Genomic DNA, 12,961 nt, shown 5'->3' with positions numbered 1-12,961 from the left:
GCCTCAGCGGAGGACGACCACCAGGTCCCCGCCCTCGACCGCCTGCGGCGAGTTGAGGGCCAGCCGCTCGACGGTGCCTCCGACGGGTGCCGTGATGGCCGCCTCCATCTTCATCGCCTCGATCGTGGCCACGGTGTCGCCCGCCTTCACCTTGTCGCCGACCGCGACATTGAGGGTGACCACGCCCTGGAACGGCGCGGCGATCTGGCCGGCCACCGACGGGTCGGCCTTCTCAGCGGCCGCTGCCTCGGCCTCGACGGAGCGGTCGCGCACGGGGACGGGCCGCATCTGGCCGTTGATCGTGCACATGACGGTGCGGTAGCCGCGCTCGTCGGGCTCGCTGATCGCCTCGACCCCGAGGTAGAGCTGCTTGCCCTCCTCGAGCTCGACGACGTGCTCGTCGCCGAAGCGCAGGCCGTAGAGGTAGTCGAGCGTCGGCAGCACCGACACGTCGCCCCACTTCGACCGCGCCTCGGTGAAGTCACGCGTGGGGCCGGGGAAGAGCAGCCGGTTCAGCGTGGCCCGGCGGTCGCTCTCCAGGCCGGCGGCGTCCTCGGTCGAGAGCTCCTCGGCGGGTGCGACCCATCGGCGGCCCTCGATCGCCTTGGTGCGGAACGGCTCCGGCCAGCCGCCCGGCGGGTCGCCGAGCTCGCCGTGGAGGAAGCCGATCACCGAGCCCGGGATGTCATAGGACGTCGGGTCGGCGGCGAAGGCGTCGGGGTCCGCGCCGGCGGCGACGAGGGCCAGCGCGAGGTCGCCGATCACCTTCGAGGACGGCGTGACCTTCGGGACGCGGCCGAGGATGTCGTTCGCCGCGGCGTACATGTCCTCGATCTGCTCGAACTTCTCCCCGAGCCCAAGCGCGATCGCCTGCTGGCGCAGGTTGGACAGCTGGCCGCCGGGGATCTCGTGCCGGTAGACCCGACCGGTCGGCGCGGGCAGGCCCGACTCGAAGGGCGCGTAGACCCGGCGAGTGGCCTCCCAGTAGGGCTCGAGCGCGTTGACGTCGGCCAGCGACAGCCCGGTCTCACGCGCGGAGTGGTCGGTGGCCGCGACCAGCGATGAGAGCGGCGGCTGGGACGTCGTGCCCGCCATCGCGGCGCAGGCCGCGTCGACCGCGTCCACGCCCGCCTCGATCGCCGCGGTCAGCGTGGCCAGCTGGCCGCCCGGGGTGTCGTGGGTGTGCAGGTGCACGGGCAGGTCGAAGCGCTCGCGCAGCGCCGTGACCAGCGTCCGCGCGGCCGGGGCGCGGAGCAGGCCGGCCATGTCCTTGATCGCGAGGACGTGGGCGCCCGCGTCGACGATCTGCTCGGCCAGGCGCAGGTAGTAGTCGAGCGTGTAGAGCCGCTCGTCGGGGGAGGAGAGGTCACCGGTGTAGCAGAGCGCCACCTCGGCGACGGCCGTCCCGGTCTCGCGCACGGCCGCGATCGCGGGCCGCATCTGCTCGACGTCGTTGAGCGCGTCGAAGATGCGGAAGACGTCGATGCCGGTCGCCGCCGCCTCCTCCACGAACGCCCTGGTGACGCTGGTCGGGTAGGGGGTGTAGCCGACGGTGTTGCGGCCGCGCAGGAGCATCTGCAGGCAGATGTTGGGGACGGCCTCGCGCAGCGCCTCGAGCCGCTCCCACGGGTCCTCGGAGAGGAAGCGGAGCGCTACGTCGTACGTCGCCCCGCCCCATGCCTCGAGGGACCACAGCTGCGGCGTCAGCCGCGCGACGTGGCCGGCCACCTGGAGCAGGTCACGGGTGCGGACCCGGGTGGCCAGGAGGGACTGGTGGGCATCGCGGAAGGTGGTGTCGGTGACCGCGACCTTCTTCTGGGCGCGCAGCTCGGCGGCGAACGCCTCCGGACCGACGGCGAGGAGTCGCTGGCGGGTGCCGTCCGGGATCGGCGCGGACGCGTCGAGCGACGGCAGCTTGGCGGCCGGGTCGATCGAGACCGGGGCGGTGCCGTGGGGCTGGTTGACGGTGACGTCGGCGAGGTAGGTCAGCAGCTTGGTGCCGCGGTCGCCGCTGGCGCGGGCGGTCAGCAGCTGCGGGTGGGTCTCGATGAAGCTGGTGGTGATCCGCCCGGACTCGAAGTCGGGGTCGTCGAGCAGCGCCTGCAGGAAGGCGATGTTGGTGGCCACGCCGCGGATCCGGAACTCGGCGACAGCCCGGCGGGACCGGCGTACGGCGTCGGCGAAGGTGCGGCCGCGACAGGTGAGCTTGGCCAGCATCGAGTCGAAGTGTGCGTTGATCTCGGCGCCCGAGTAGGTGGTGCCGCCGTCGACGCGGATGCCGGCTCCGCCGGGGGAGCGGTAGGTCGTGATGACGCCGGTGTCGGGGCGGAAGTTGTTGGCCGGGTCCTCGGTGGTGATGCGGCACTGCAGCGCCGCACCGCGCAGGTGGACCGTCTCCTGGGAGAGCCCGAGGTTGGCGAGCGTCTCGCCGGAGGCGATGCGCATCTGCGACTGGACGAGGTCGACGTCGGTGACCTCCTCGGTCACCGTGTGCTCGACCTGGATGCGCGGGTTCATCTCGATGAAGACGTACGGCGGCGGGACGTCCTCGCCCCACCCGCCCTCGTGCGCGGCGACGGCCCGCGTGTCGAGCAGGAACTCGACGGTGCCCGCGCACGAGTAGCCGATCGCCCGGGCGAACTTCACCGCGTCGGCGCACATCCGCTCGCGCAGCTGCGGGTCGAGGTTGGGTGCCGGCGCGATCTCGACGACCTTCTGGTGGCGCCGCTGCACGGAGCAGTCACGCTCGAAGAGGTGCATGACGTTGCCCTCGGCGTCGGCCAGGATCTGCACCTCGATGTGGCGCGGCTCGACGACGGCCTGCTCGATGAAGACGGTCGGGTCGCCGAACGCGCCCTCGGCCTCGCGCATGCAGGTCTCCACGGCGTCGCGGAGGTTCTGGGCGTCGGGGCCCGGCTCGTCGACGCGACGCATGCCGCGACCGCCGCCGCCGGCGACCGCCTTGACGAACAGCGGGTAGGGCAGGCGCTGGGCGGCCTCGACCAGCTGGTCGACGTCGGTCGACGGGTCGATGCTCGCCAGCGTCGGCACCCCTGCGGCCTTGGCAGCGGCGATCGCGCGGGCCTTGTTGCCGGTCAGCTCGAGCACCTCGGCGCTCGGACCGACGAAGGTGATCCCGGCGTTGACGCAGGCCTCGGCGAGCGCCGGGTTCTCCGACAGGAAGCCGTAGCCCGGGTAGACCGCGTCGGCCCCGGCCTGCAGTGCCGCCTCGACGATCGCTTCCGGGTCGAGGTAGGCGCGCACCGGGTGGCCGCGCTCGCCGATCTCGTAGGCCTCGTCGGCCTTCAGCCGGTGCTCTGAACCCCGGTCCTCGTAGGGATAGACCGCGACTGTCTTCGCGCCGAGCTCGTAGGCCGCGCGGAAGGCTCGGATCGCGATCTCTCCACGGTTGGCCACCAGGACCTTGTTGAACATGGGCGCAACGCTAGCGGCGGCACAAGCTACTGGGGAGTCACGTGTCTCACGAGACGATGCGCTTGGGCGCGGAGGTCAGCGGGCGACCCGCGCCACGCACACCTCTCCGCTGCGGACGTCGACCGCCCGGAACCGGTACGAGTCCGAGCCCGGCGCGTTGGAGACGTGCCGCTCGACCTCGAAGGAGCCGCTGCGGCCGGCGGTCACGGAGTGCCCGCGGGCAGCGACCCGGCCGTCGTGCCGGAGCACCCAGCGCCAGGTCTGACCGCGGTGGTTGCTGTCGATCTCCGCCTCGACCTCGATCCGGCCGTCGTCGGCCTTGGCCTTGATCTTCCAGTCGGTCGATCCCGAGCACGTGCCGCTGCGGCGGACGCCGTCGTCGCCACCCTTGGCCTGGGCGGGGGCGCCGGTCAGCACGGGAAGGCTGACGACGATGACGGCGGCGAGCCCGGTGATGGTCCTGTGCAGCAGCATGCTGATCTCCTCTGTTTCGAGTGACGTTCTCTGCCATGGACACGCTGCCGGGCTCACCAGGGTTCACCGGGTGGTTCGCCGGGTGGTTCGCCGGGCGGTTCACCGGGTGGTTCACCGGGCGGCGGCGATCGTCTGCGCGACGCCCTTCTCGAGCGGCGTCGGGGCCAGGCCCAGGCGCTGCTCGGTGGCGGAGGAGTCGACGACGAACGGCGCGGTGAACTGATAGCTCATCTCGGCGATCTCGCGGGTGTCGCGGTGGACCAGTCCGACGGCGCGCAACGCCCAGCCCGGCGTGCCGACGACCTTCGGCGCTCGCACGCCGGCCGCCTCGGCGTACGCCGCCACCATCTCGCGCTGGGTGCGCGGAGGTGCGGTCGGCGCCATGAGGAAGGAGTTCCACTGGGTCTGGTCGTCGGCGGCGGCGATCATGGCGGCGGCCAGGTCGGGGACGAACGTCCACGAGTGCGGTGCGTCGGGGCTGCCGACGACGTGGAGCGTGCGGCCCTCGAGCACCGCCGAGATCATCCGGTCGCCAGCGTGGGCGGTGCGGGCCAGCGGGCCGTAGAAGTCGGAGGCGGCGACGCTGACCGTCGGCGTGCTCGACGCCTCGCGAGCAGCGAGCAGGCCGACGCGGACCGCCGGCTTGCCGGTGGTGGCGCGCCGCGGTGTCACCTCGGTCATCGGCGCGTCCACGTGTCCGAAGGCGTAGAGGCTCTCCGGGAAGACGGCCACGGCGCCGACCCGGCCGGCGGCCTCGAGGACCGCCCGCTCGGCGGGCGGGAGCGCCGCGCGCCAGACGTCGGCGCGGTAGGCACTGGCGTGCATGCAGTCGAAGACCGCGCTCGCGCCGACGAACTGCTCGGCAAGGGCGGCCGAGTCGCTGGCGTCCGCGCGTCGGCGCTGGATCAGCGGGTGCTCCGGGCCGCTGCCCGACCGGGTCAGCAGCCGGACCGCGCGGCCCTGCTCCGCCAGCTGCAGAGCGACGGTCGCGCCGACCGGGCCGGCGCCGATGACGATGTGGTGGGTGCTCATGGGGTTCTCCTCGTTGGTTCGGATTAAGGAGAGAGCGGTGCTCTCGGAAGCGAGGATGCTCGCGTTCGGACGGAATTGCAAGAGCGGTGCTCACAATAGTTGACGGTGCTCACTCCGCACGGGCAGCATGGGGCCATGCCCGGAACTCCTCGCGACCGCGCCCGCGCCCGGACGATGGCCGACATCGTCCGGATCGGGCGTCACCACCTCGCCATCGACGGCGCTGCCGCCCTTTCGCTGCGCGCCGTCGCCCGCGACCTCGGGGTCGTCTCCTCGGCGGTCTACCGCTACGTGAAGAGTCGCGACGAGCTGCTGACCCTCCTCGTGGTCGACGGGTACGACGAGCTCGGCGACGCCGTCGACGCGGCGCTCGCCGAGGTGCCCGGCGACGACTTCGTCGGCCGGCAGGCGGCCATCGGCCGAGCGGTCCGGGCCTGGGCGCTCGCCGAGCCGGCGACGTACGCGCTGCTCTTCGGCAGCCCGGTGCCCGGGTACGAGGCGCCGGCCGAGCGCACGTTGGGGCCGGGCACGCGGGTGCTGCGGGCGCTGGTCACCCTGTGGACCGAGGCGTACGCCGCCGGCCGGCTGTCTCCGCCGGAGGTCGAGGTCTCGTCGACCCGGCTCGCCGCGGGTTTCAACGCTGCGCGGGACGAGCTGGGCCTCGACGTCCCCGACAGTGTCGTCGCGGCCTGCGTCTTCGGGTGGGCGGCGCTGTTCGGCTGTCTGGGCTGGGAGGTCTTCGGGCAGTACGGGCGCGACGGCCTCGGCGACCCCGAGGCGCTCTTCGAGCTGCACCTGGGAATGCTGGCCGGCGCGGTCGGCCTCAGCTGAGAGCGCGGTAGCCGTACTCCTCGCCGAGACTGACCGCGTGCGTACCGCGCGCATCGACGAGGCGGGTGAGGCAGTGGGGCGTCCGCCAGGTCCAGCGGTCCGGGCCGAGTGGTGTGACGACGTAACCGAGGTGCGTCTTCGCCCGATGATGTCGACGCCGGAGCGGGAGCGCGTTGTGGTCCCCGGTCTGACCCGGCGGACCGTCCGCGTCGAAGGGCTGCGGATGGTCGAGGTCGACGTTTCGTCCCGAGCCGGCCGAATGGGGGAAGCGGTCGCCGCCGGTGCGCAGAAGGCACCGCTCTCGGACGTCCGCCGGGTGGGTGTAGCCCGTGACGGAGCGGCCTTCGTGAAGATCGATGACCGGGCGCAGCGTGATCCGGGTGTGACCGAGGAGCTCGGCCAGCCGCTCGACGAGGAGGGGGCCGAGCTGTTCCACGTCGGCGACCGGACCGTCGCCCACGTGGACATAGACCGTGGCGTCGGGGCGCGGGAGCGCTGCCAACGCTGTCGCCGCCTCATCCGCGTCCCCTGTGCTGTCGGCGATGAGCCCGGCCAGCTCTTGAGGCCGGGCCAACCAGCCGAACGCCTCGGCACGCAGCTCGTCGCGCGTCAGGTCGGCGAGGTGGGGAAGTCGATCTGTCAGGGAGGCGAGCAGGTCGGCGATCTGGTCGACGGTCGCGTCGAACCAGATCGCGTCCGCCGTCGTCACGCGTGCGATCACGGTGCGCAGGCCGGCGAGCTGCTCGTCGTCCTCCTCGCCCGGGCGGGGGCGCGAGACCCAGACGCCGCGGCTGCGACGGGCCCTGTCGAGCCGCTCGCGCTCGGCCTCGGCGTCGACCTGCATGATCGCGGTCTCGACGAGCCGGAGGAGCTTGGCCGGGGACTCCGCTGCGGCATCGGTCAGCAGGGCGTCGACAGAGGCGGCCTGCCCGTGAGGGAGCCGCCGCGTCATCCTGGCGATCCGTCGGGCGACCCACGTCTCGATGTCGAGCTTGCGGACCACGTCCCACAACAGGGGCAGGCGATGACGCAGGTCCAGCCCCGCGGCCACCGTGCTGCGGACCTTGGCCTCGGAGCACCGGAACGCGACCGCCAGCTCGAGCAGGCAGAGCTCGCGCACCGCGGGCGTTCCTTCGCCGCCGAGATGGACCAGGCGGTCGCCGCCGTACCTGACCGGGATCGCCTCCGGCTCCGCCTGCGGGTCGGAGGAGTGCAGGTCCGCCCAGCGCAGAGCGATCTCGAGCTCTTCAACCTCCGCCACGCGCCGGCGGCGCAGGTTGCCGTCGGCCGCCGCCAAGGTGGCGGTCGCATCGAGGTCGGAGAGGCTCATGCGTCAAGCGAACACCACCCCACCGACATTCTTCGTGGCACAGGTTCCGGCCTGTGGAGGGAGGGCTGTCACCCCCGACCGCCGGGCCGGTCAGGACCTCCAGCGCGACGAGACCGCCGGACGGTCCAGGGCGGGGTCGAACTCCGGCTTCCCGGCCCTCCTGACCTGCTTCACCGCTGGGTCGGTGGCGCTGAGCCCGGCCCACCCGAGGATCTGCGCGGTGACCTCGTCTCGCTCCGCGGCCGGGAGCTGCGCGATGGTCGAGCCGTGGGTGCCGCCCGCAACCACGTGCACGGAGCACTGGCGGCGCACCACCCGCGCCTTCCCGCAGTCGAAGCGCTCGGCGCCCCAGGGGTCGTTGCCGCCGTACACGTAGAGCATGTGGGTGGCGCGGGTGCGGACCCAGTGGTCGACGTCGCGCATCGCCCGCTTGTCGAATCGGATCGGTCGCAGGTCCTCGGGGACGAAGTTCGGCGCGGCGAAGGAGCCGGGGTAACGGAGCACGCCGCGCAGCGGACGCTCGTACGGCTCGTACCAGCCGAGCTGGTAGGCCGCCTGGTAGTAGTACGGCAGGTAGCTCAGCAGGTCCTGGTCCATGTAGCCGGTCAGCGGCACCACGCCCTGGGTCCAGTCCCAGACCTGCTCGTCCGTCGCGTCCGGGCCCGGCACGTTCGCGCACTCCGACTCCGGGCTGTACTGCCAGAACGTGAAGTAGGTGTCGACGACGGCGACCTCCATGGCGCGGTCCGCGCTGCCCAGGATGTCCCAGGTGATGCCGTTCGCGGCTGCGTCCTGTCGCGTGCGCTCGAGGAACCACGCGCGGTCGGGTCCGAGGATGCGGCGCTGAACGGCCGTCAGAGCGGCCCGACAGGCCGGGTCGCCGACCTTGGCCAGGAAGTCGTTGTAGGCGTCCTTGTCGTTGACCACGTCGTTCGGCGCGACGTAGGGCACGGTGCCGTCGACGTCACCGGGGAAGAAGCGACGGTGGTACGTCGCGGTCATGCCGCCCTTCGAGCCGCCGGTCGTCAACCAGTGGGCCCGGTAGAGGCGCTTGAACGACTGGATGACGCGGTGCTGGTCTGACGCGGCCTGCCAGATCGTGAGCTCCCGCGGCCAGTCCGGGTCGCTTGGCCGGGACGGGTCGAAGAAGCGGTACTCCATGCTCAGCTGGTTGCCGTCCACGATGCGGGTCGGCTCGCTGCGGCTGGGACTCTGCGAGACGTAGTAGCCGCTGGTGTACATCACCATCGGCCTCGACACGTCCTTGTGCAGCAAGGTCAGGCGCTGCTCGAACGTGCCGAGCTCGGGACGCCGATGGTCCACGGGCTGGGTGAACGTGATCCGGAAGAACCGGTAGCCCGCCGGTGCGGTCGCCTCGGTGACCGATGAGACGCCGGGCAGCCCGCCGATCTGGTCGGCCAGGTCCTGATCCTGGGTGACGGACGCCGACGCGGGCGGCGCGGAGCCCACGGCCGGAGCCGAGTACGACGGGCCGGCGATCGCTCCGACGGCGAGGGCGCCGGCCAGGACAGCGCCGGCGACAGCACGCACACGCACCATGTGATCCTCCCGAGATCGTGATGTTGGCTGGCGACACCGTAACGCACCGATGTGACAGCGATCACACGCCGTAGCCGCCCTCCGGCGGCACCATCTCCCCGCGGACCCCGAGCAGCCGGATCGGGCGGCCGTCGCCGAGTCCGTCGAGCAGCTCCAGCGCCGTCGCGGCGATCAGGTCGGCGTCGTACGTCGGCTCCGGCAGCTTGCGGCTGCGGTTGCTGGTGAAGAACGGTGCGAAGCGCACCTTGAGATGCACCCGCTGGCAGGGCCGGTCCTCGGCGCGCAGGTCATCGACGACCTGGACGGCCAGCACCCGCAGCGCCTCGACGACCTCGTCCCGCTCGACGAGGTCGTGCTGGTAGGTCGTCTCGCGGCCGTGTGCGCGCGGCACCCACGGTGTCGGGTCGACGAGGGTGTGGCCACCGCCGCGCCCCAGGCGGGCGTAGTGCGGCCCCATCGTCGGCCCGAACTCCGCGACGAGCACCTGCTCGTCGGCGTGGACGAGGTCGGCGACGGTGCCGATTCCGAGCCGCTCGAGACGCGCCGCGACGCGCGGGCCCACGCCCCACAGAGCCCGGGTCGGGCGCGGCCCCATGAACTCCATCCAGGTGTCGCGGGTGAGCGTGAACGTGCCGCGCGGCTTGCCGAAGTCGGTCGCGATCTTGGCGCGGGTGGTCGTGTCGCCGATCCCGACCGAGCAGTGCAGACCGGTCGCGGCGAGTACGTCGGCCTGGATCCGCCGCGCCAGCTGCTCGGGGTCGTCGGTGGCGACCCCGACGAACGCCTCGTCCCATCCGAGCACCTGCACGGTCGCCCCCGGCACCGCCCGCAGCGTCGCCATCACCTGCTCGGAGGCGGCTTCGTAGACCGGGCGGTCGACCGGCAGGAAGACGGCGTCGGGGCAGCGCTTGAGCGCGGTCCGCAGCGGCATCCCCGACCTGATGCCGAACGCGCGCGCCTCATAGGACGCCGTCGAGACGACGGCCCGCTCGGTCGGGTCGCCGCGACCGCCGACGACGACCGGCAGCCCCGCGAGCTCAGGGTGGCGCAGCACCTCGACGGCGGCCAGGAACTGGTCGAGGTCGACGTGCAGGATCCAGGGGCGGTCATCATCGGCCACGGCGCAGCACCTCCTCGAGCAGGGCGCGGGTGCGGTCGTAGACGCCGGGCCCCTCGCTCTCCCGTGGGCCGGTCGTCGCTCCAGGGCGACGCGCGAGGGCTAGAGCTTGGCCAGGCGCGGGAACGGGCGTGGGATGCGGACGATCTTCGGGCTGAAGTCGACCGTCACGGCAGCCGGCTCGACCGCGACGACGCGGCCCATGCCGTAGGAGTCGTGCGAGACCAGTTCGCCGGACTCGAACTGCAGGACGACCGGCTCGGGCTCAGCGCGGAAGGGACTCGTGGCGAGGTGCCGGCGCGGCCGGGAAGAAGTAGACATCACCAGCAGTATGCGCCACTGAGGCCCATCCCGACGACTATCGGGCGAGCCGGTCCGCCCCGCCCAGGGCTCAGGCGGCCTGGAACGAGCGGCGTGAAAGCCCCAGGGCGAAGCCGTCGAGCGTGCTGAGGACCGGGGCGGCCGGGTCGCTCGCCGCGCCGAGGGTGACGAACATCGGGGTGAAGTGCTCGACGGTGGGGTGCGCGTAGGGCATGCCCGGTGCGGCGGTCCGGAACCGCGAGAGCTCGGCGACGTCGCCGCGGCCGAGGGCGTCCGCTGCCCAGGCGTCGAAGTCCGACGACCAGCCGGGGACGACGTTGCCGGTGAACATCTCACGGGTCAGGAACGGCAGTCCGTGGGTCATGTGGCCCGACCCGACGACGAGCACCCCCTGCTCCCGCAGCGGGCGCAGGCGCGCGCCGAGGGCGAGCAGCCGGTCCGGGTCCTCGGTCGGGAGGGAGAGCTGCAGGACGGGTACGTCGGCGCCGGGATACATGATCTTGAGCGGCACCCAGGCGCCGTGGTCGAGCCCGCGGGAGGCGTGCTGGTGGACGTGCTCGGTGTCCGGGAGCAGGCCGCTCACCAGCCGTGCGAGGTCGCCCGGGTCGGGGGTGTCGTAGCGGAACCGGTGGTAGAGCGGGTCGAACCCGCCGAAGTCGTAGACCAGCTCGGACGGACGCTCGGCGCTGATGGACAGCGGCGCCGACTCCCAGTGGGCGCTCACGACCAGGATCGCCCGCGGCTTGGGCAGCGTGCGCGCCCACCCGTGCAGCGGCTCGAGCCAGCCGGGGTCCTGGAAGGGCATCGGCCCGCCGCCGTGGGAGAGGTAGAGCGCCGGCATCGGTCCGTCGGCGGGCGTCCACGGCCGGTGCGGACCGGCGGCCTCGAGCGCGGCGGCCCGGCGCACGTGCTGGGCGAACGGGTGCGACGCCGGGATCAGGGCGTCGGCTTCGGCGGTCGTGGTCATACGGGCTCCTCGGTCGGGACTCTAGGCCCAACTGCTTGAAGCCTCAACCTCTTCCGCCGGAGCGGGACGGGGCTCAGTCCTTGATCTCGCAGATCACGGCGCCGTTGGTGACCGTCTCGCCGACGCTGGCGGTCAGGCCGGTGACGGTGCCGGCCTTGTGGGCCTTGAGCGGCTGCTCCATCTTCATCGCCTCGATGACCACGATGGCGTCACCTTCGGCCACGGTCTGACCCTCCTCGACGACGACCTTGACGACGGTGCCCTGCATCGGCGAGGTGACCGCGTCGCCCGAGACGGCGGCGCCGGCCTTCCTGCCGCCGGCACGCTTCGGCTTCTTGGCCGCACCGGCGGTGGCGCCCGAGGAGAGCCCCGCGAGGCCGGCCGGGATCACGACCTCGATGCGCTTGCCACCCACTTCGACGACGACCTGCTGCTTCTCGCCGGCTTCGCCTGAGTCTCCAGGCCCGCCGTGCTCGCCGGCGTAGGGCTGGATCTGGTTGTCGAAGTCGGTCTCGATCCAGGTCGTGTAGACGCTGAAGGAGCCCTCGCCGGTCGGGTTCGACGAGCCGACGTAGGCCGGGTCGTCGAGGACGGCCTGGTGGAACGGGATGACGGTCGGCATGCCATCGACCTTGAACTCGGCCAGCGCCCGGCGGGAGCGCTCGATGGCCTGGGTGCGGTCGCGGCCGGTCACGATCAGCTTGGCGATGAGGGAGTCGAACGAGCCCGGGATCGTCTCGCCCTTCTCGTAGCCGCCGTCCACGCGGACGCCCGGGCCCTGCGGCGGCGCCCACTCGGTGAGCGTGCCGGGGGCGGGCATGAAGTTGCGGCCCCCGTCCTCGGCGTTGATGCGGAACTCGATCGAGTGGCCGCGGATCTCGGGGTCGTCGTAGCCGAGCTCCTCCCCGGCGGCGATGCGGAACATCTCGCGGACCAGGTCGATGCCGGTGACCTCCTCGGAGACACAGTGCTCGACCTGGAGGCGGGTGTTGACCTCGAGGAAGGAGATGGTGCCGTCCTTGGCGACGAGGAACTCACACGTGCCGGCGCCGACGTAGCCGGCCTCGCGCAGGATCGCCTTGGACGACGCGTAGAGGCTGTTGAGCTGGTCGTCGCTGAGGAACGGCGCGGGCGCCTCCTCGACCAGCTTCTGGTGACGGCGCTGCAGCGAGCAGTCGCGGGTCGAGACGACCACGACGTTGCCGTGGGAGTCGGCCAGGCACTGGGTCTCGACGTGGCGCGGCTGGTCGAGGAACTTCTCCACGAGGCACTCGCCGCGGCCGAACGCGCCGACGGCCTCGCGGACCGCGGACTCGAACTGCTCGGGGATCTCCTCGAGCGTGCGGGCGACCTTGAGGCCGCGGCCGCCGCCGCCGAAGACGGCCTTGATCGCGACGGGGAGGCCGAACTCGCGAGCGAAGGCGACGATCTCGTCGGCGTCCTTGACCGGCTCCTTGAGGCCGGGCGCCAGCGGCGCGCCAGCGGCCTGGGCGATGGCCTTGGCCTTCGCCTTGTCGCCCAGAGCCTCGATCGCCGCGGGCGGCGGGCCGATCCAGGTCAGCCCGGCGTCGAGCACGGCCTGGGCGAAGTCGGCGTTCTCGGCGAGGAACCCGTAGCCCGGGTGCACCGAGTCGGCGCCCGAGCGACGAGCGACGTCGATGATCTTCTCGATGGAGAGGTAGGAGTCGGCAGGCGTCGCCCCGCCCAAGGAGTAGGCCTCGTCGGCGAGCCGGACGTGCAGCGCGTCGGCGTCGGGCTCGGCGTAGACGGCCACGCTCCCGATCCCGGCATCCTTGGCGGCGCGGATGACGCGGACCGCGATCTCGCCCCGGTTCGCGATCAGGACCTTGGACAGCGGCTTGCTCAACTCAACACTCCTCGGATCGACGGCCAC

Annotated in this window: 10 protein-coding genes; 1 reads left to right on the top strand and 9 read right to left on the bottom strand. The window is 72.3% G+C overall.

What is annotated here, in order from left to right; genetic code table 11:
- Positions 1–3: 3 nt before the first annotated feature.
- The 3 genes from BM236_RS15570 to BM236_RS15560 all read right to left on the bottom strand — a co-directional run bounded on the left by BM236_RS15570 (position 4) and on the right by BM236_RS15560 (position 4,941).
- The gene (locus tag BM236_RS15570) at positions 4–3,435 is read right to left on the bottom strand and encodes a pyruvate carboxylase (RefSeq protein ID WP_091125628.1); all 3,432 of its coding nucleotides are present in this window, start codon (positions 3,433–3,435) and stop codon (positions 4–6) included.
- A 75-nt stretch (positions 3,436–3,510) separates the two neighbouring features.
- A complete protein-coding gene (locus tag BM236_RS15565; RefSeq protein ID WP_091125625.1) occupies positions 3,511–3,909 on the bottom strand; it encodes a hypothetical protein in 399 nt (132 codons plus the stop codon).
- 111 nt (positions 3,910–4,020) lie between these two features.
- A complete protein-coding gene (locus tag BM236_RS15560; protein WP_091125624.1) occupies positions 4,021–4,941 on the bottom strand; it encodes an NAD-dependent epimerase/dehydratase family protein in 921 nt (306 codons plus the stop codon).
- 135 nt (positions 4,942–5,076) lie between these two features.
- Between BM236_RS15560 and BM236_RS15555 the strand changes: the two genes are divergently transcribed.
- Entirely contained in the window at positions 5,077–5,772 is a 696-nt protein-coding gene (locus tag BM236_RS15555) for a TetR/AcrR family transcriptional regulator (protein ID WP_091125621.1), read from the top strand.
- On the opposite strand, the gene BM236_RS15550 is transcribed toward BM236_RS15555, so the two are convergent.
- From BM236_RS15550 to BM236_RS15525, 6 genes are all read right to left on the bottom strand, one after another.
- Positions 5,765–7,102 (bottom strand): DUF222 domain-containing protein, encoded by a 1,338-nt coding sequence (locus tag BM236_RS15550; protein ID WP_091125618.1) that lies wholly within the window; start codon positions 7,100–7,102, stop codon positions 5,765–5,767. The genes BM236_RS15555 and BM236_RS15550 overlap by 8 nt on opposite strands.
- A gap of 90 nt (positions 7,103–7,192) precedes the next feature.
- Positions 7,193–8,659, bottom strand: a complete 1,467-nt coding sequence (locus BM236_RS15545; protein ID WP_217645369.1) for a S28 family serine protease — start codon at positions 8,657–8,659, stop codon at positions 7,193–7,195.
- A gap of 64 nt (positions 8,660–8,723) precedes the next feature.
- The gene (locus BM236_RS15540) at positions 8,724–9,782 is read right to left on the bottom strand and encodes a DNA polymerase IV (protein ID WP_217645368.1); all 1,059 of its coding nucleotides are present in this window, start codon (positions 9,780–9,782) and stop codon (positions 8,724–8,726) included.
- Positions 9,783–9,881: 99 nt separating this feature from the next.
- Entirely contained in the window at positions 9,882–10,100 is a 219-nt protein-coding gene (locus tag BM236_RS15535) for a hypothetical protein (protein ID WP_091125614.1), read from the bottom strand.
- A 70-nt stretch (positions 10,101–10,170) separates the two neighbouring features.
- Entirely contained in the window at positions 10,171–11,067 is an 897-nt protein-coding gene (locus BM236_RS15530) for a dioxygenase family protein (RefSeq protein WP_091125611.1), read from the bottom strand.
- A 73-nt stretch (positions 11,068–11,140) separates the two neighbouring features.
- On the bottom strand, positions 11,141–12,934 hold the full coding sequence (locus tag BM236_RS15525; protein WP_217645367.1) for an acetyl/propionyl/methylcrotonyl-CoA carboxylase subunit alpha: 1,794 nt from the start codon (positions 12,932–12,934) through the stop codon (positions 11,141–11,143).
- Positions 12,935–12,961: the final 27 nt, after the last annotated feature.

Source organism: Nocardioides terrae (genome assembly GCF_900112345.1).
Taxonomy (GTDB): Bacteria; Actinomycetota; Actinomycetes; order Propionibacteriales; family Nocardioidaceae; genus Nocardioides; species Nocardioides terrae.
This window is presented reverse-complemented; position numbering and strand designations above follow the sequence as displayed.

What these genes read in the sequence shown, in the direction of transcription:
- BM236_RS15570 (WP_091125628.1), bottom strand. Translation starts at nt 3,435, where the DNA reads ATGTTCAACAAGGTCCTGGTGGCCAACCGTGGAGAGATCGCGATCCGA.
- BM236_RS15565 (WP_091125625.1), bottom strand. Translation starts at nt 3,909, where the DNA reads ATGCTGCTGCACAGGACCATCACCGGGCTCGCCGCCGTCATCGTCGTC.
- BM236_RS15560 (WP_091125624.1), bottom strand. Translation starts at nt 4,941, where the DNA reads ATGAGCACCCACCACATCGTCATCGGCGCCGGCCCGGTCGGCGCGACC.
- BM236_RS15555 (WP_091125621.1), top strand. Translation starts at nt 5,077, where the DNA reads ATGCCCGGAACTCCTCGCGACCGCGCCCGCGCCCGGACGATGGCCGAC.
- BM236_RS15550 (WP_091125618.1), bottom strand. Translation starts at nt 7,102, where the DNA reads ATGAGCCTCTCCGACCTCGATGCGACCGCCACCTTGGCGGCGGCCGAC.
- BM236_RS15535 (WP_091125614.1), bottom strand. Translation starts at nt 10,100, where the DNA reads ATGTCTACTTCTTCCCGGCCGCGCCGGCACCTCGCCACGAGTCCCTTC.
- BM236_RS15530 (WP_091125611.1), bottom strand. Translation starts at nt 11,067, where the DNA reads ATGACCACGACCGCCGAAGCCGACGCCCTGATCCCGGCGTCGCACCCG.